The following is a 16,073-nucleotide window of genomic DNA, read 5'->3' as shown; positions in this document are numbered from 1 at the left end:
TAGGTGACTCATGTTAAATGATTATCCATGGCTACAGCCAATATGGGATAACCTCAAAGTAGGGTTAGAGTCGGACAGAATACCAGGTGCGCTTTTATTACAAAGCGATCAGGGCTTAGGCATCGAAAAACTTATCGAGTTTTTTAGCCAAGCACTTCTTTGCCAAAATTACGCGAGTGAAGCATGCGGTTTTTGTCATAGCTGCCAGCTAAATCAATCTCAAAACCACCCTGATTTACACTGGATCAAGCCAGAGAAAGAAGGAAAGGCGATAACGGTGGACCAAATTCGCGCTTGTAACCGTCTTGCTCAGGAATCATCTCAGCTTAATGGTTACCGCCTATTTGTAATAGAACCGGCGGACTCTATGAACGAGTCGGCATCGAATGCGCTGTTAAAGACGCTAGAAGAGCCTGGGGCAAAGTGCTTGTTTTTGCTCGTTACCCACAATCAGGAGCGTCTGCTCCCAACGATTCGTAGCCGTTGCCAACACTGGGTTGTTGCGCCTCCGTCAGCGGAACAAGCGATGCAATGGATGCACGAACAAGGGGCGAAGCAAGTTCCTGCTTATGCCTTAAAACTGAATATGGGCTCTCCAATAAAAACATTGGATGCGTTAAATAATGGTGAGCTCGAAGCTTACTTGGCTTTTGAACGCAGTTTTATTAAGGCAATGTCTTCGCCTGTTTCAGACGTTTCTGAGTGTGCTTCTTTAATCGCTAAACACTCAGAGCAATCACTAGACTGGGCATGGTATTTACTGACAGATGCTCAGAAAGCGCAGTTTGGTGTATCAGAAGCTCAAATGCTTCCGGGCGCGACAAAGTTTCAACCGGACAACTATAACGGTTTGTACTCATCAGCGAAGGCGCTGATGAACCTGAAAGCTCAGGTGCAAGCCTTTCCTGGCCTGAACCTTGAGCTACTATCAATGAATTGGTTAATTGAATCACGAGAGGCATTATGTTCGTAGATTCTCATTGTCATTTAGACAAATTGAATTACGGCGATCTCCACATCAATGTGGAAGACGTTATTAACAAAGCTAAACAAGCAAACGTAACTGAGCTACTTTCTGTTGGAGTAACGCTGGATTCTTTCCCGAAAATGATGGAAATGATCGAGCCTTATGACAATGTTTATGCTTCGTGCGGTGTGCATCCACTTGATGTTGAAAGCGACTTTTCGATGGACGTATTGCGCCACCATGCGTCGAATGCAAAAGTCGTCGCTATTGGCGAAACGGGTTTAGATTATCATTACAAGCCCGAAACGGCCGCGTTACAGAAAGAGCGCTTTGAGCAACACGTTGATCTTGCAGTGGAGCTCAACAAACCTTTAATTATCCATACCAGAAACGCACGTGCGGATACTCTTGATATTTTGCGTAAGGGTGGGGCAGAGAAATGTGGTGGTGTTATCCACTGTTTTACAGAAGATCTTCCATTTGCTGAAGCTGCACTGGAGCTGGGGTTTTATATTTCTATCTCGGGGATTGTTACTTTCCGTCAAGCTACAGAGTTAAAAGAAGTGGTGAAGACTCTACCTTTAGAGAAGCTTCTTATTGAGACAGATTCTCCTTACTTGGCTCCTGTCCCTCATCGTGGCAAAGAGAATCAACCCGCTTATGTTGTCGAAGTCGCTTCTTATATTGCGCAACTCAAATCGTGCTCTCTTTCTGAAGTGGCACAAAAAACCACCGAAAACTTCCGAAATCTTTTTTTGCGATGAAAAAAATAATAAGAGCATAAAAAAGGAGCTTAGGCTCCTTTTTTGTTGATAAAAACAACAGATACGCTCACGAGTTTAATGTTTACTAAAAATGTTGATTTAATAACATTCAAAAATCACAAATGTAATTTTGTTACTAAAAATAACATTGAGGCGTATTTTATTTACGCCTTAAAATTAATTATATAAATAATTAATTCTTTATAAAACAGTAATATAAGTGCAATGCAAACCTTTTCATCGGCTGTTTTTGGGTGTGATCCAAGACTTGTTTTGAAACTAAATTTCGTAACTGTGTGGAAAGTTTGAGGGTCATCAATATATATTTAGAGCCGGAAAATATAATGCAGTTGTGGTTACATTTTCATTGGGTGCTAACCTTTAGGCTACGGGGGTGTGCCGTTAGTGCCCAAATAATACTTATAAATTTATCAGGAGCATAAACATGTTTAAGAACCTTTTTGCTAACCTGCAAAAAGTTGGTAAGGCTCTGATGCTTCCAGTATCAGTTTTACCAGTTGCAGGTATTTTATTAGGTGTGGGTGCTGCCCATCTAAGCTTTATTCCAGAGATCGTTTCTAATCTTATGGAACAAGCTGGTGGTTCAGTATTCGGCCAAATGGCACTTCTATTTGCAGTAGGTGTAGCTCTAGGCTTCACTAACAACGACGGTGTTGCAGGTCTTGCAGCTATCGTTGGTTACGGCATCATGACGGCAACGCTAGGTGTAATGGCGGGCGTTATGGGTGTTGAGAAAATCGATACAGGTGTACTAGGTGGTATCCTTGTCGGTGGTGTGGCTGCTTGGGCATTCAACCGTTTCTTCAAAATCCAACTTCCAGAGTACCTTGGCTTCTTCGCTGGTAAGCGCGCAGTGCCAATCATCACTGGTTTTGCTGCGATCATCCTAGGTGTTATCCTTTCTGTTATCTGGCCACCAATTGGCGGTGCAATTTCTGCATTCTCTGATTGGGCTGCACACCAAAACCCACAGCTAGCATTCGGTATCTACGGTGTTGTTGAGCGTTCTCTAATCCCATTCGGTCTACACCACGTATGGAACGTACCGTTCTTCTTCGAAGCAGGTTCTTGTGTTAACGCTGCCGGTGAAGCTCAAAATGGTGTACTAACTTGTTACCTAGTTGCTGATGAAGCATCTCGTGCTGCTGGTAATGGCTTCGGTCAGCTAGCGGGTGGTTACATGTTCAAGATGTTCGGTCTACCAGCTGCAGCAATCGCAATTGCTCATTGTGCTAAACCAGAAAACCGTGCAAAAGTAATGGGTATCATGGCGTCAGCTGCACTGACTTCATTCCTAACTGGTATTACTGAGCCAATCGAATTCTCATTCCTATTCGTTGCTCCACTACTATACGGTATCCACGCTCTACTAGCTGGTTCTGCATACATCGTTTCGAACACTCTAGGCTTTGTACACGGTACTTCTTTCTCTCACGGTCTGATCGACTTCCTAGTTCTATCTGGTAACGCTCAGAAGATGGTGCTAATGATTGCCGTTGGTCTAGTTTACGCAGTAATTTACTACGTAGTGTTCCGTGGTGTAATCACAGCGCTTGACCTAAAAACACCTGGCCGTGAAGATGAAACGGAAAGTGCAGCTGTAACTTCTGGCTCTGATATGGGCGGTGAACTGGTTGCAGCGTTTGGCGGTAAAGCTAACATTACTGGTCTAGATGCATGTATCACACGTCTACGTGTAGCAGTTGCAGATACAGCAGCTGTTGACCAAGACAAGCTAAAACAACTAGGCGCTGCTGGTGTTGTAGTTGTAGCTGGTGGTGTACAGGCTATCTTCGGTACTAAGTCTGATAACCTAAAAACTGAAATGGATGAGTGGATTCGTAACCACGGTTAATCGCAATCATTCATAGTAATGCATAAAAGGAGGCTTCGGCCTCCTTTTTTAGTTCCTATTTTATTAACTGACAGTTCCTTTTTAGTGTGATCCTAAACTCATCTTTACTTTTGTCAGCTTTTTCATACATCGAGCTTACCCATCGTTGACATATTGATACGCCATTATGTTTGAATAGCGAATAATGTTTTTTTGAATAATTGATAACGTGTATGAAGAACAAATTCATTTTAGTTTTGGGACTAGTTTCTAGTACGGCAATGGCGGCAAGCGAACCAACGGATCTATCAGTTGGTATGGCTGTCGATCAACAATTAAGTGTTGTTGTAGAGTTAGATAACAAATATCGTGGCATTATCGGAAACGATGGTATGGCGTTTGATTACATCGCTAAGCGTGGAACATTCGATCAAAACATGCCTGTGACTTGGTATGTCGGCGTTGGTGGCTGGTATGAATGGGATGACGAGTTTGGTGTGAGAGTACCACTTGGTGTGAACTGGGATTTATCACGCGGCTGGGACCTTTATGGTCAAATACACCCAGAGCTAGATCTTTACAAAGGTGCTGACTTGCAACTTGGCGGCGCCGTTGGCATCAAGTACAGTTTCTAGAATTGAACTAAAGTATGTACAAAAAAACGCCGGTAACTACCGGCGTTTTTTTATATGGAACTTAACGTTTTATTGTTTATCCATGGCTCGCTTGATGCAAACGGCAGCGCCGCCCCAAGTGATACCTAAACCAATAACCATCATAATAATTGCGCTTATTGTCATTTTGCTGTCTCCTTGCGGTTCACTGCGTTGATCACTAGACCAAAGATAAAGAGTGCGGCGATAAGTGCCCACCCTAAAGTTAGATCATAGCCACCGTAGCCTTCAGTAATTAGGGCGTATAGCTTGGTCGCTAAGATAATGGCGAGCATGATTGGTGTAACGAAGCGTAAGCAGATCTCGAACCATTGACCAACAGAGAAATCAGAGCGCTCGTTAACGTAATTACGTACTTCTGGCACGCGCTTCAATAGCCACGCCATCAAGACAATCTCAACCAGACCACCAACCATGATGCCAACGTTGTTTGCAAAGTGGTCTACTAGATCGAGTAGCAGCAGACCGCCATTGGTAGCAAACGCCATAGAGACAACGAAGCCAATACCAATCACAACATTTGCAGCTTTTTTACGGCTCCACTTCAGCTTGTCGATAATGGCTGAAGTTACGGCTTCCATAATTGAAATATGCGAACTTAGACCAGCAACCACCAGTGCAAAGAAGAACAGTGGACCAAGAATATATGGGGCAGGTAGTAGGTTAATTGCCGCAGGTAAAGTAACAAAAGCCAAGCCAACGCCTGCAGATACCACCTCTGTTAACGGCTTACCTTGCTCTTGAGCCATGTAACCCAATACTGAGAAGATCATGATGCCGGCTAGGATCGAGAAGCCACAGTTGATCAACACGGTCATAAACGCGTTATTCGTTATGTCTGACTTTTCTGGTAGGTAGCTAGAGTAAGCTAGCATGATGGCGAAGCCGATACTTAGCGTAAAGAAGATCTGACCATATGCCGCTGCCCATACTTTCACATCCCAAATTTTGCTGAAATCGGGTTCGAACATGTAGTTCACGCCATCTAGAGCTCCTGGCAAGAAAATCATACGTCCGATTAAGAAAATCACCATCAAGAATAGGATTGGCATCATAATTTTAGATGCTCGTTCAATTCCTGATTTCACGCCTTTGGCAATGGCGGTGTAAGTAATTGCCCAAGCAATTACCATGGATAAAGCAATCTTCCATTGAATACTGCCTAAGTCTGTTGGTGAGTTGTCACCTAGCTTTAGGTATTCACTAAAGAAAAATGCGTTGGTATCGGTTCCCCAACCTTGAGTGAACGACAACCCAAAGTAAGAAATCGACCAACCGATAACAGCCACATAGTAAACGGCAATAACTGCAGCCACACCAACTTGGAACCAGCCAAGCCATTCAAATTTAGAATGAATTTTCGCAAGTGTTTTTGGTGCCGAGCCTCGGTATTTTTGTCCCATACTGAACTCAAGGATCATAAATGGAATACCGGCAGTGATCATGGCAAAAATGTAAGGAATAAAAAATGCGCCGCCACCGTTTTCATAGGCCATGTATGGGAAACGCCAAATGTTTCCCAAACCGATAGCAGACCCAACTGCTGCTAAGATGAATCCCGCCCGGGATCCCCATTGTTCTCGCTTCATATTTGACTCCTATAAGACTCCCTGAGGAATGAAGCTCTCTACGTAACACAGTAATAATTGCGCAAATAGTTGGAAGAAAGGACCGCTGTTATCCATCAGCTTTTCTATCCTTAATTCTAACTTCTTATAATTTTATAGAGCTATATTCTGGCTACTGTAAGAGAAAGTAGATTATTAATCTTAAAATTTTGATGTGTGTTTGATAAAACTGAAATATTTATCTGTTTTCACTGATCAGACTAACTTCTAATAATACTTAGCGCAATAGAATCTAAATGTTAATTCAGATGCGTTGTCTGGTTTTAATCTTGTTAAATTTGAGTTTGATTGTGGTTTTATGTGGGTGTGTGGTTGTTTGTCTGGAATAAATGACTGGGATCTAATAATTGCTTTGGTGTTTAAGACTATTTTGATTAATTAGGGCGTACGGCTATCTTTTGTGCACCTATCTAGATGATGCTTCGTTACTTTGCCAAACAATGGTGTTTAGACGATATCCTTTATCGGCTCTGTGCAGGACTCGTTCAGCGTTCTTTGTGACGAGTCCTATAAAGGAACATGCATAAAAATTAGAAGCGGAAACTAAAACCGACATTTGATTGGAATTGGTTCATCCAATCAGTATCGAACTTAATGATACAGTTTGAGCCGTCATTAGGTAGAGTACAGGCGCCAGATGTATCGTTATCAACGACCGTTCCTAACCATCTCAGTTGGGCTGTTAATGCAAAGTTCTTTGAAAATTCATATTCCAGCCCTGCAAAAGCGCTAGCCGAAAATCCGTATTTTTTGTCTACCCAATCCACATCGGCGTAAGAAGCGCCCAAACCTACACCGATATAGGTTTGCCATTTTTCTGCGACAGGATAGTACATGCTGCTTTGGAAGTGCAGATAATGGATATCTGCCGAGTTGGACAGCTTTTCAAGTTCCGTCGATTGATTGGAGTAAAACAATCCGATCCTTCCTTTTTCTAAGGGAGTCTCGACTGAAAGAGCGTAATTCACTGCGGGGTCGAGATCGTATGTATTACCACTTTCATCCTCTACTTGGCCGCCTCCTGTATAGCCTATGTATGGTGTAACGATGATATTCGCTTGTGCATTGATAGCAGTACTCATCATCATGATTCCTACTAGCCAGCTGAGTTTTTGGTTCATGCCCTATCTCCTTATTATGACTAAGCTAATTGTGATGGGTTAGTCAAAATTGCGCGACTAAATTAAGCAAATCTTGAACATATCTCACACCGGTGTTATTAATTTGTTACATATTAAGGAGGTGTTTATGGAACACGATCTAAAATCCGCATTAATCATTGTGGTGACTGTTTTTGCAGTGCTTTTGTCATTTGGCATCATTGCTATTACAACAGCTTAAGATAACCACTTTTACCAAACGTTTTAACAAAATGGCGTGAGCCTATGATACGTAACAGCGGTATAATCACAGAAAGCCATGCAGAGCTTGATGTAAAAGTTTATGAGCACTTTAGGCATGGTAAAACTGCTTTAGTCACGCAAGGTGGAGGGCAGAGAGGGATTTTTACCGCTGGCGTTTTAGACGCCTTTTTACTTTCCAACTTCGATCCTTTCGATGAATTCTATGGCACCTCTGCCGGAGCACTTAACTTATGTTCTTACTTGTGTCGTCAACATGGCATGGGCAAAGCTTTTATTACCGAGCTGACAACGTCTCCTGAATTTTTTAATCTGTTTCGCTATATCCGAAAGCAGCAGTACTTAGGTTTAGAGTGGGCATTAGAACGGATTCAAGATTTCCCATACAAGCTTGACCTTGATTTAGGTCGCAGTGCATTGGGAAAACGAGGAGCGTTTGCTGCGGTAACGAATATAGAGACGCTATCAGATCAATATCTACCAATCTTGGATGACTCGTGGTTTAACACTATGCTAGCGACATGTGCGATTCCCAAGTTGTACCACGGACCTGTCGACGTAAATGGCAATAAGTTTGTTGATGGCGGCGTGTCTGCCTCTATCCCTGTTCAAGAAGCGTGGCGTCAGAATGCTCGCAACATTATTGTCATTCGCACAGAGCCGTTTTCAGAGATTGAAGCGAGAGCCCAAAGTGAAGTGGGGGATGTGCCTGTCGAATGGTATCGAGAGTCTATCAACTCAGTACAGCAATCATGGCAGCAAAAAGTGAATCAGTGGAAGCTGGATTGGGCGTCGTTCTTCCAACAAAAAATTAATGCAGCACATCAATCGAAGCTTGCAGGGAAAATGCTGTTAAATGGAGGTCGTTGGTTGTTCGGTGCCGATAACTTGTATCGTTTAAGTCATCTGATTGGTGAGAATTTTGATTCAGGTTTAGCCGACATGCTGATGATTCATTATCAAACATTTGAGCTCACTCAGGCCTTTATATCTGCTCCACCTGACGACACTTTTATTTTACAAGTTGCGCCTAAAGAGGGACTTCGTTCTTCTTCTTTGTTAAGTGACCAAGAGTCACTAGAGCATGACTATCAACTTGGGCTTCAAGCTGGGTTTAACCTAGTTCAACTCTATGACCAGCTGGATGTTGAAATTGATGGTAGAGAGAGTGCATAAACCTTCTTACGTTCACGATGTGCGCAATATACAAAGCATATAAATAAGGCTCCATTTTCGGAGCCTTATTTGCGGGTTCTTGTGGTTAACTCCGGTTAGGTATAACGACTACGCTTGTAGAATGCGCATGCAGTTGGTTGAGCCAACAACATCCATTACATCGCCTTGAGTAATAATGACTAAATCACCTTTGTGCAAGAACCCTTGCTCTTTAAGGCTAGTAATAGCTGCTTGAGCCGTTGGTAAACCCGCATCACTTTTTGACTCGAAATATACAGGTGTCACGCCTCGGTATAATGCTGCTCGATTTAGTGTCGATTCATTCCGTGATAAGGCAAATATTGGCAAGCCAGAGCTTAAGCGAGACATCATCAACGCAGTCCTGCCGGACTCAGTTAACGAGATCATCGCTTTAATTCCTTCCATGTGATTCGCAGAGTACATGGTTGCCATTGCGATGGTTTCTTCAGCGGTTTCGAAGGTTCTATCTAAGCGATAGGTTGATAGACTTGCCTCCGACATTTTTTCTGCCCCCACACATACTTCGGCCATGGATTTGACCGTTTCTACAGGATATTTACCTGCAGCGGTCTCTCCAGAAAGCATCACCGCGTCAGTGCCGTCTAGAACCGCATTGGCCACATCCATCACTTCAGCACGCGTTGGCATTGGGCTAGTAATCATGGACTCCATCATTTGTGTCGCAGTAATCACGATACGGTTTAAACTGCGTGCGCGGCGAATCAGTTTTTTCTGGACACCTATGAGCTCAGGGTCACCGATTTCTACACCAAGGTCACCACGTGCAACCATCACTACATCGGATGCGAGAATAATGTCGTCAATAGACTCATTGGTCGCGACGGTTTCTGCTCGTTCGACTTTAGCCACTAACATGGCTTCAAGGCCTGCATCTCTGGCTAAGCGTCGAGCGTAATGCATGTCTTCGCCGTTACGCGGGAATGAAATAGCAAGATAGTCTACTTGAATTGCTGCGGCGGTAAGAATGTCGGCTTTATCTTTCTCTGTGAGCGCATCGGCTGACAATCCGCCGCCTTTTTTGTTGATCCCTTTATTGTTGGACAGTGGACCACCGACAATCACACGGGTATGAACTTTATTACCCTCTACTTTGGTAACTTGCAGCTGAACGCGTCCATCATCGAGTAATAAAATGTCATTTGGTGAAACATCTTGCGGTAGTTCTTTATAATCTAACCCTACAGATTCTTGATTGCCTTCACCTTTTGGTAAATCACTATCTAATGTGAATTTATCGCCCACATTCAAAATGACTTGGCCGTCTTTAAACGTTGATACACGGATTTTAGGGCCTTGTAAATCACCAAGAATTGCAACCTGACGCCCAAGTCTTGCTGCAATGGTACGGACTTTGTTCGCACGTTGAATGTGGTCTTCACTGGTTCCATGTGAAAAATTCATACGGACAACGTTTGCACCGGCTTTGATGATCTCCTCAAGTATATTGTCCTTATCCGTTGAAGGACCCAGCGTAGTGACAATTTTTGTTCGTCTTAATTTGGAAGTCATAGATTCTCCGATGAATGTGTGTGTACAGGTAACTTGAACTCTATCCTTACTTTACGCAATCGCTCTCAAGGTTAGCCTCGCTTAGCCCACACCTTAAAGCTACTTGAATATAAGTATATGCACAGAATGTTTACATTAAGAGTAACCCCGGTAAAATAGACAGATATTCGACAGGCAATGGCCTTATTGATAAAAATACGCTGCTTTAAAGGCATTACTTCATAATTTAGTGAATAAAAATAAGTTATTTTTCAAACAATTTAACAGGAGTAGATTCTTCGTTATTTGATTGAATACACAAACAAACAGGTTTATACGTGATGCTTGTCACGGGGATTTATTAATTCACTTCACAATTAGTTCGCAAAGTAAAAAAATTGTCCCGTTATAGAATTTCGGAGTGCAAGATGTACATGGCTCAACCGGGCCATATTGATCATATCAAACAGGTCAATGCTGGTCGTGTATATAAACTAATTGACCTAAAAGGTCCTATTTCTCGAATTGATTTGTCCAAGCAGAGTGAGCTTGCTCCTGCTAGTATCACCAAAATCACTCGAGAATTAATTGAAGCGCACTTGATTCATGAAACGACAGTACAAGAAGCGACGAGTCGTGGTCGACCTGCTGTCGGTTTGCAGGTCAATAATGAAGGCTGGCAATTTTTGTCAATGCGTTTGGGGCGGGGTTATTTAACCATTGCTTTGCATGAGTTAGGCGGTGATGTACTAATCGATACTAAAATCGAGATACACGAGCTTGATCAAGACGATGTGCTTGAGCGCCTGCTTTACGAAATTGATGAATTCTTTCAGACTTACGCGGATCAACTTGATCGTGTTACCAGTATTGCCCTTACGCTGCCTGGTCTCGTGAACTCAGAGCAAGGTGTCGTTTTGCAGATGCCTCATTACAATGTCGAAAATCTTGCTCTTGGACCAGAGATATACAAAGCAACGGGCTTGCCAGTTTTCATTGCCAATGACACGCGAGCTTGGGCATTAGCAGAAAAGCTTTTTGGTCATTCTCAAGATAATGACAACTCCGTTCTTATCTCTATCCACCACGGTTTAGGTGCGGGCATCATTCTGGATGGGCGCGTTTTGCAAGGCCGTCACGGTAACATTGGTGAACTCGGGCATATTCAAATTGACCCAAATGGAAAACGTTGTCATTGCGGCAATATTGGCTGTTTGGAAACCGTTGCCAGTTCTCAGGCAATTCGTGAAGAAGTCGTAAGACGAATCGCTGATGGCGAAGACTCTATTCTTGCTAAACAAGAGGAAATGAGTATTGAGAGCATTTGTGAAGCCGCTGCAAACGGTGATCCTTTGGCCGTCGATGTGATTGAAAAACTTGGACGCTACTTAGGCTCTGCAATTGCTATTGTGATCAACTTATTTAACCCTGAGAAAATCTTGATCGGTGGTGTGATTAACCAAGCAAAAGATGTGCTTTATCCTGCGGTTCGTCGCTGTATCGAAGAGCAGAGTTTACCTGTTTATCACCAAGATCTTGAGCTGGTGGAGTCTCGTTTCTATAAGCAAGCCACAATGCCTGGTGCCGCGTTGATTAAGCAAGCGTTGTACGATGGTCAACTATTGATGAAGGTTGTGGAAGGTTAAGTACTTTTTAACATGATGATGTGCCTGGCTGTTGAGACTGCATTTGTAGGTGATTTAGGGTGAGACTTAACGGCTCACCCTTTTTGATCGCCTATTACTAGAAAGGGAATTTGAGTTATGTTGCATTGCTATATCTGCGCCATTCATGTAATTTCCTAAAAAGCTCAAGTAAATAAACAAAATGGCTTTCAATGTGCTGCGTGACTTTGCGTCTGATGCAAAGAGAAGTAATACGCTAAAACTGTTGTACTTTAAAGCTGTGCTCGAAAAGCCAAATATTTTAAGGTTATTTGGTTATATAACCTTGCTGTGTCTGTACTGATTTCGAGTAAAATAAGAATTATCCATAATTTAGGTAGTAGTATGTCCGGAGTGTTAAATACGGTTGACCAGCGTACAAACTTGGTTGGTGAAAATCGACTAGAGCTTCTGCTGTTCACTTTAAATAGTCGCCAATTATTTGCGATTAATGTGTTCAAAGTGAAAGAGGTCATCAAGCTTCCACCGTTAACCAAGCTCCCTGGATCGCACTACAATATTCGTGGGGTTGCTTCTCTACGAGGTGAAGCGGTACCAGTGATTGATTTACGAGGCGCAATTGGTTTTCCTGCTTTACGTGGTGAAGCGGAAGAAGAAAATTTGATCGTGACAGAGTACAACCGCACGGTGCAGGGCTTCTTAGTCGGTCCGGTTAAAAACATTATTAATACGGCATGGACTGAAATTCAGCCGCCTCCTTCCACGTCTGGTCGCTCGAATTACCTCACGGCTATCACGCAAATCAAAGAAGGGGATGCCTCTCAAATTGTCGAAATTATTGACGTTGAAAAAGTTTTAGCAGAGATCGTACATTACGACGTGACTATCTCGGAGGACATTCTCGATCAAGAATTGGCCCAAGCAATGGTCGGGCGTAATGTTCTGATTGTGGATGATTCCTCTACAGCTCGTAATCAAGTTCGCGATACGCTTTCTCAATTAGGTATGAATATCATCGAGTGTCGTGACGGGCTAGAAGCGTTAACGGTTTTAAAACGTTGGTGTGATGAAGGTAAAGATGTAGAAAAAGAGCTGTTGATGATGATTACGGATGCTGAAATGCCTGAAATGGATGGTTATAAACTGACCCATGAAGTGCGCCAAGATCCACGTATGTCTAAGTTGTTTATCACATTGAACACTTCTCTGAGCGGTAGTTTTAATGAAGCCATGGTACAAAAAGTAGGCTGTGATCGCTTTATATCTAAATTCCAACCGGATCTGCTGGTTGAAGTTGCTCAAGACCGATTACGCCAGATGCTTTCTAAAAGTGCATGATTAGATCTAGTGAAATCAGAGGGAGCGCACCTCTCTCTGATTTTTAACATCTCTCTCCTTAATTCCTCTGTACTAATGGAAATCCCGAGATTTACTTTGTAGATTGTTCAAGTAGTGCGTGCAATCAATCAACTTACCAGCAATAACGTGCGTGACTTCTCCCTCTCTTTCAAGAATGCCTTTCACCATTAATACTTTAGCGCCTAAATACGCTTGCTTTTGGGCTCGTGCTGTCGCTTGCCAAACGACCACATTAATGTTGCCCGTGTCATCTTCTAACGTAAAAAATGTCACGCCAGCGGCGGTGCCTGGAGATTGTCTTCCTGTTACCACACCTACCACTGTGACCAGTGACTTATGCGGTTTCTCTGTCAGTTGCCTCATGCGGGTAAAGTGAGGGAGTTTGCCCGTTTCTTCTAATAATTTAATTGGATGGCGGCTAAGAGATAGTCCCGTGCTTGCGTAATCCTCAACTAAATTTTCATATTCAGAGGGTCGAGTCTGGTAGCTAACATTGGGTTCTTCGACCTTGTGAAACAATGGTAGGTCAGATAAGGAATCCATTGCTGCCCAGCGAGCGTTATAACGATTTCCCGATAAGGCCTGAAATGCATTGGCTGAAGCCAATAATTCAATGTCACTTCGGCTTCTTAATACCTGCTTTACTTCTTGAATCGATCGGTAACCATTAAGTGGTTTGCGCTCAATAAGCCTTTGTGCGCTTTCTGCGTTAAAGCCTTTCACCAAGCGAAAACCAAGTTGCACGCCGAGCCTGCCATTCGGACGTGAGACGAGATGATGTTGATATTTTGAATGATTGACGCACACCGGCAATACTTCGACGCCATGTCGGCGAGCATCTTGTACTAATTGCGATGGGCTATAAAATCCCATTGGTTGGCTGTTCAATAATGCAGTGTAAAATTCGGCTGGGTAATAATATTTTAACCATGCAGAACAATATGCCAGCACTGCGAAAGACGCTGAATGACTTTCAGGGAAGCCGTACTCACCAAAGCCGCAAATCTGATCGAAAATGCGCTCAGCAAACGCTAAGTCATAACCTCTCTCTTGCATACCATTGATCAGTTTTGGTCTGAATTTAGCGAGATCGCCATTCTTTTTCCATGATGCCATCGCTCGACGGAGTTGATCGGCCTCGCCGCCGCTAAACCCTGCGGCTACCATGGCTAGCTTGATGACTTGCTCTTGGAAAATAGGGACGCCCATAGTCCGCTCAAGAACGCTTTTTACTTCTTCCGATGGATAACTGACAGGCTCTTTGTGATCTCGTCGTTTTAAAAAAGGATGCACCATATCACCCTGAATAGGGCCTGGACGAACAATTGCAATTTGAATCACTAAGTCGTAATAACAAGCAGGCTTTAGGCGAGGAAGCATGCTCATTTGTGCACGAGATTCTATTTGGAATACGCCTATCGTGTCAGCTTTTTGGATCATGCGATACACGTGTGGATCATCTTGTCGGCGAGTGATTTCGGAAATAGAGAGGGATCGCTGGTGATGTTTCTCGACCAGCTGAAAGCACTTTTTGATGGCGTTTAACATGCCGAGTGCGAGCACATCGACTTTTAGTAGCTTCAAGCTTTCTAAATCGTCTTTATCCCATTGAATGATAGTGCGATCTTCCATCGAGGCATTTTCAACAGGTACCAACTCATATAAAGGGCCAGATGAAATTACAAAGCCACCTACGTGCTGAGATAAATGGCGTGGGAAGCCAATGATCTCGTTGACCAATTGGATAAATTGCTGCCCTTTGAGAGATTCTGGTTGTAAGCCAAGTTCAATAATTTGAGCTTGCCAGCCTTGGCTGCGATCTCGGCGATTAACGTTCTTAATGAAAAAATCTAATTGGGTCTCTTCAATCCCTAGTGCTTTACCGACTTCACGCACGGCACTTTTAAAGCGATAGCTGATCACTGTTGCAGCAAGTGCTGCACGCTCACGGCCATATTTTTTGTAAATATACTGGATAACTTCTTCACGGCGCTCGTGTTCAAAGTCCACATCAATATCCGGCGGTTCCTTACGTTCTTTACTGATAAATCGTTCGAATAAGACAGCGATTTGTCGAGGATCGACGGCGGTAATTTCCAGGCAATAACACACCACAGAGTTTGCAGCGGAACCTCGCCCTTGGTAAAGAATGCCTTGCTGTTTCGCGAACATTACGATGTCGTGAATAGTAAGGAAGTAGTAGTGATATTTCAGCTCTTGAATAAGCGCCAGTTCATTCTCGATGGTTTGATTGACTTCTGCTGGCACGCCTTCAGGAAAACGCAGCTTTTTACCGCGCTCGACCAACATACGTAAGTAAGAGTCGGGTGTATAACCATCTGGGATCAGCTCGGTAGGATATTCGTATTTTAAATCTGAGAGCTTAAACTCGCATAAATCGGCGATGTAAGTGCTTTCTTCCAGCCATTCTGGTTTGTAAATCCGAATCAACTTTTTAAAAGGACGAAGCGCTCGCTCTGTATTCGAAATACGATCAAAACCGAGTTTATCGACGCTACACCCATGCTTTATAGCAGTAAGTACATGCTGTAATGGCAAGCGTTCAACATCATGCATGAGAACGCCTCCGCAGGCAGTTATAGGTAATTGAAATTCATGTGCTAACTGCTCGCAGTGCGCAATGTACTCAGTATCGTTGTTACTCAAATGGCGCTGAATCGCTACCCACAAACGATTAGCGTGGTGTTGATTGAGCCAGCGCCCCCAATAGTGATCACTCTCTTGATGTGTGGGCAGCCACAATACCAAACAATGTCGAACCGACATCAAATCCCATTCGAACAGTTGATAGTTGCCTTTTTCACTGCGTCTCCTTGCGTTTGTGATGATACGACACAACTCGGCATAAGCCTTGCGACAAGGGCAAAGCAGTACGATTTGGCATTCATCATTTAACCAAAACATACTTCCAACGATTTGTTTGATATCGAGTTTATGTTGTTCGATGGTCGCATGGGCTTTGACAACGCCCGCGACCGAACATTCATCCGTTATAGCTAGAGCTTGATAGCGATAGAAAGCAGCTTGGAGTACCAGCTCTTCTGCATGAGAAGCCCCAGTCAAAAAAGAGAAGTTAGACTGACAAAATAGTTCCGCGTAACTCATAATGACCC

At 43.3% G+C, this 16,073-nt stretch carries 13 protein-coding genes; 8 read left to right on the top strand and 5 right to left on the bottom strand.

Annotation, left to right across the window (positions count from 1 at the left end; all coding sequences use genetic code 11):
* Positions 1-10: 10 nt before the first annotated feature.
* The 4 genes from R7Q38_RS06600 (at position 11) to R7Q38_RS06585 (ending at position 4,221) form a co-directional block, all read left to right on the top strand.
* Positions 11-973 (top strand): DNA polymerase III subunit delta', encoded by a 963-nt coding sequence (locus tag R7Q38_RS06600; RefSeq protein WP_033905742.1) that lies wholly within the window; start codon positions 11-13, stop codon positions 971-973.
* The gene (locus tag R7Q38_RS06595) at positions 964-1,731 is read left to right on the top strand and encodes a YchF/TatD family DNA exonuclease (RefSeq protein WP_318114168.1); all 768 of its coding nucleotides are present in this window, start codon (positions 964-966) and stop codon (positions 1,729-1,731) included. Before R7Q38_RS06600 ends, R7Q38_RS06595 begins: the two co-directional genes overlap by 10 nt.
* 445 nt (positions 1,732-2,176) lie before the next feature.
* The gene (gene ptsG, locus R7Q38_RS06590; RefSeq protein ID WP_005372959.1) at positions 2,177-3,607 is read left to right on the top strand and encodes a PTS glucose transporter subunit IIBC; all 1,431 of its coding nucleotides are present in this window, start codon (positions 2,177-2,179) and stop codon (positions 3,605-3,607) included.
* A gap of 212 nt (positions 3,608-3,819) precedes the next feature.
* Entirely contained in the window at positions 3,820-4,221 is a 402-nt protein-coding gene (locus R7Q38_RS06585) for a hypothetical protein (protein WP_005372960.1), read from the top strand.
* Between the two features lie 69 nt (positions 4,222-4,290).
* On the opposite strand, the gene R7Q38_RS06580 is transcribed toward R7Q38_RS06585, so the two are convergent.
* The 3 genes from R7Q38_RS06580 to R7Q38_RS06570 form a co-directional block, all read right to left on the bottom strand.
* The gene (locus R7Q38_RS06580; protein ID WP_005372963.1) at positions 4,291-4,386 is read right to left on the bottom strand and encodes a MetS family NSS transporter small subunit; all 96 of its coding nucleotides are present in this window, start codon (positions 4,384-4,386) and stop codon (positions 4,291-4,293) included.
* Positions 4,383-5,849, bottom strand: coding sequence for a sodium-dependent transporter (locus tag R7Q38_RS06575; protein ID WP_005372966.1), 1,467 nt, complete (start codon positions 5,847-5,849; stop codon positions 4,383-4,385). The genes R7Q38_RS06580 and R7Q38_RS06575 overlap by 4 nt, the downstream gene beginning before the upstream one ends.
* A gap of 569 nt (positions 5,850-6,418) precedes the next feature.
* Entirely contained in the window at positions 6,419-7,009 is a 591-nt protein-coding gene (locus R7Q38_RS06570) for an outer membrane protein (protein ID WP_005372968.1), read from the bottom strand.
* Positions 7,010-7,136: 127 nt separating this feature from the next.
* Here R7Q38_RS06570 and R7Q38_RS06565 point away from each other — a divergent pair, with 127 nt between their 5' ends.
* Positions 7,137-7,229 (top strand): YnhF family membrane protein, encoded by a 93-nt coding sequence (locus R7Q38_RS06565; RefSeq protein ID WP_005372970.1) that lies wholly within the window; start codon positions 7,137-7,139, stop codon positions 7,227-7,229.
* A gap of 44 nt (positions 7,230-7,273) precedes the next feature.
* Positions 7,274-8,425, top strand: a complete 1,152-nt coding sequence (locus R7Q38_RS06560) for a patatin family protein (protein WP_005372971.1) — start codon at positions 7,274-7,276, stop codon at positions 8,423-8,425.
* A 108-nt stretch (positions 8,426-8,533) separates the two neighbouring features.
* Here R7Q38_RS06560 and pyk read toward each other — a convergent pair whose 3' ends face one another.
* Entirely contained in the window at positions 8,534-9,976 is a 1,443-nt protein-coding gene (pyk, locus tag R7Q38_RS06555) for a pyruvate kinase (protein WP_005372972.1), read from the bottom strand.
* A 407-nt stretch (positions 9,977-10,383) separates the two neighbouring features.
* Between pyk and R7Q38_RS06550 the strand changes: the two genes are divergently transcribed.
* Together R7Q38_RS06550 and R7Q38_RS06545 are read left to right on the top strand one after the other, a co-directional pair.
* A complete protein-coding gene (locus R7Q38_RS06550) occupies positions 10,384-11,601 on the top strand; it encodes an ROK family protein (protein WP_005385828.1) in 1,218 nt (405 codons plus the stop codon).
* Positions 11,602-11,964: 363 nt separating this feature from the next.
* Complete coding sequence (locus tag R7Q38_RS06545; protein ID WP_005372976.1) at positions 11,965-12,918, top strand: chemotaxis protein CheV; 954 nt, start codon at positions 11,965-11,967, stop codon at positions 12,916-12,918.
* 72 nt (positions 12,919-12,990) lie between these two features.
* On the opposite strand, the gene R7Q38_RS06540 is transcribed toward R7Q38_RS06545, so the two are convergent.
* Positions 12,991-16,065, bottom strand: a complete 3,075-nt coding sequence (locus R7Q38_RS06540; RefSeq protein WP_213911078.1) for an error-prone DNA polymerase — start codon at positions 16,063-16,065, stop codon at positions 12,991-12,993.
* Between the last annotated feature and the right edge of the window lie 8 nt (positions 16,066-16,073).

It is taken from the genome of Vibrio sp. Vb0598, from assembly GCF_033338935.1.
GTDB classification, from domain to species: domain Bacteria; phylum Pseudomonadota; class Gammaproteobacteria; order Enterobacterales; family Vibrionaceae; genus Vibrio; species Vibrio alginolyticus.
The sequence above is the reverse complement of the archived record's forward strand: the minus strand, read 5'-3'. Positions and strand labels throughout refer to the sequence as shown.

Excerpts from the sequence above, each read along its gene's own strand:
- R7Q38_RS06545 (WP_005372976.1), top strand. The coding sequence starts at position 11,965 with ATGTCCGGAGTGTTAAATACGGTTGACCAGCGTACAAACTTGGTTGGT.
- R7Q38_RS06540 (WP_213911078.1), bottom strand. The coding sequence starts at position 16,065 with ATGAGTTACGCGGAACTATTTTGTCAGTCTAACTTCTCTTTTTTGACT.
- pyk (WP_005372972.1), bottom strand. The coding sequence starts at position 9,976 with ATGACTTCCAAATTAAGACGAACAAAAATTGTCACTACGCTGGGTCCT.
- R7Q38_RS06560 (WP_005372971.1), top strand. The coding sequence starts at position 7,274 with ATGATACGTAACAGCGGTATAATCACAGAAAGCCATGCAGAGCTTGAT.
- R7Q38_RS06565 (WP_005372970.1), top strand. The coding sequence starts at position 7,137 with ATGGAACACGATCTAAAATCCGCATTAATCATTGTGGTGACTGTTTTT.
- R7Q38_RS06575 (WP_005372966.1), bottom strand. The coding sequence starts at position 5,849 with ATGAAGCGAGAACAATGGGGATCCCGGGCGGGATTCATCTTAGCAGCA.
- ptsG (WP_005372959.1), top strand. The coding sequence starts at position 2,177 with ATGTTTAAGAACCTTTTTGCTAACCTGCAAAAAGTTGGTAAGGCTCTG.
- R7Q38_RS06600 (WP_033905742.1), top strand. The coding sequence starts at position 11 with ATGTTAAATGATTATCCATGGCTACAGCCAATATGGGATAACCTCAAA.
- R7Q38_RS06570 (WP_005372968.1), bottom strand. The coding sequence starts at position 7,009 with ATGAACCAAAAACTCAGCTGGCTAGTAGGAATCATGATGATGAGTACT.
- R7Q38_RS06550 (WP_005385828.1), top strand. The coding sequence starts at position 10,384 with ATGTACATGGCTCAACCGGGCCATATTGATCATATCAAACAGGTCAAT.
- R7Q38_RS06585 (WP_005372960.1), top strand. The coding sequence starts at position 3,820 with ATGAAGAACAAATTCATTTTAGTTTTGGGACTAGTTTCTAGTACGGCA.
- R7Q38_RS06595 (WP_318114168.1), top strand. The coding sequence starts at position 964 with ATGTTCGTAGATTCTCATTGTCATTTAGACAAATTGAATTACGGCGAT.
- R7Q38_RS06580 (WP_005372963.1), bottom strand. The coding sequence starts at position 4,386 with ATGACAATAAGCGCAATTATTATGATGGTTATTGGTTTAGGTATCACT.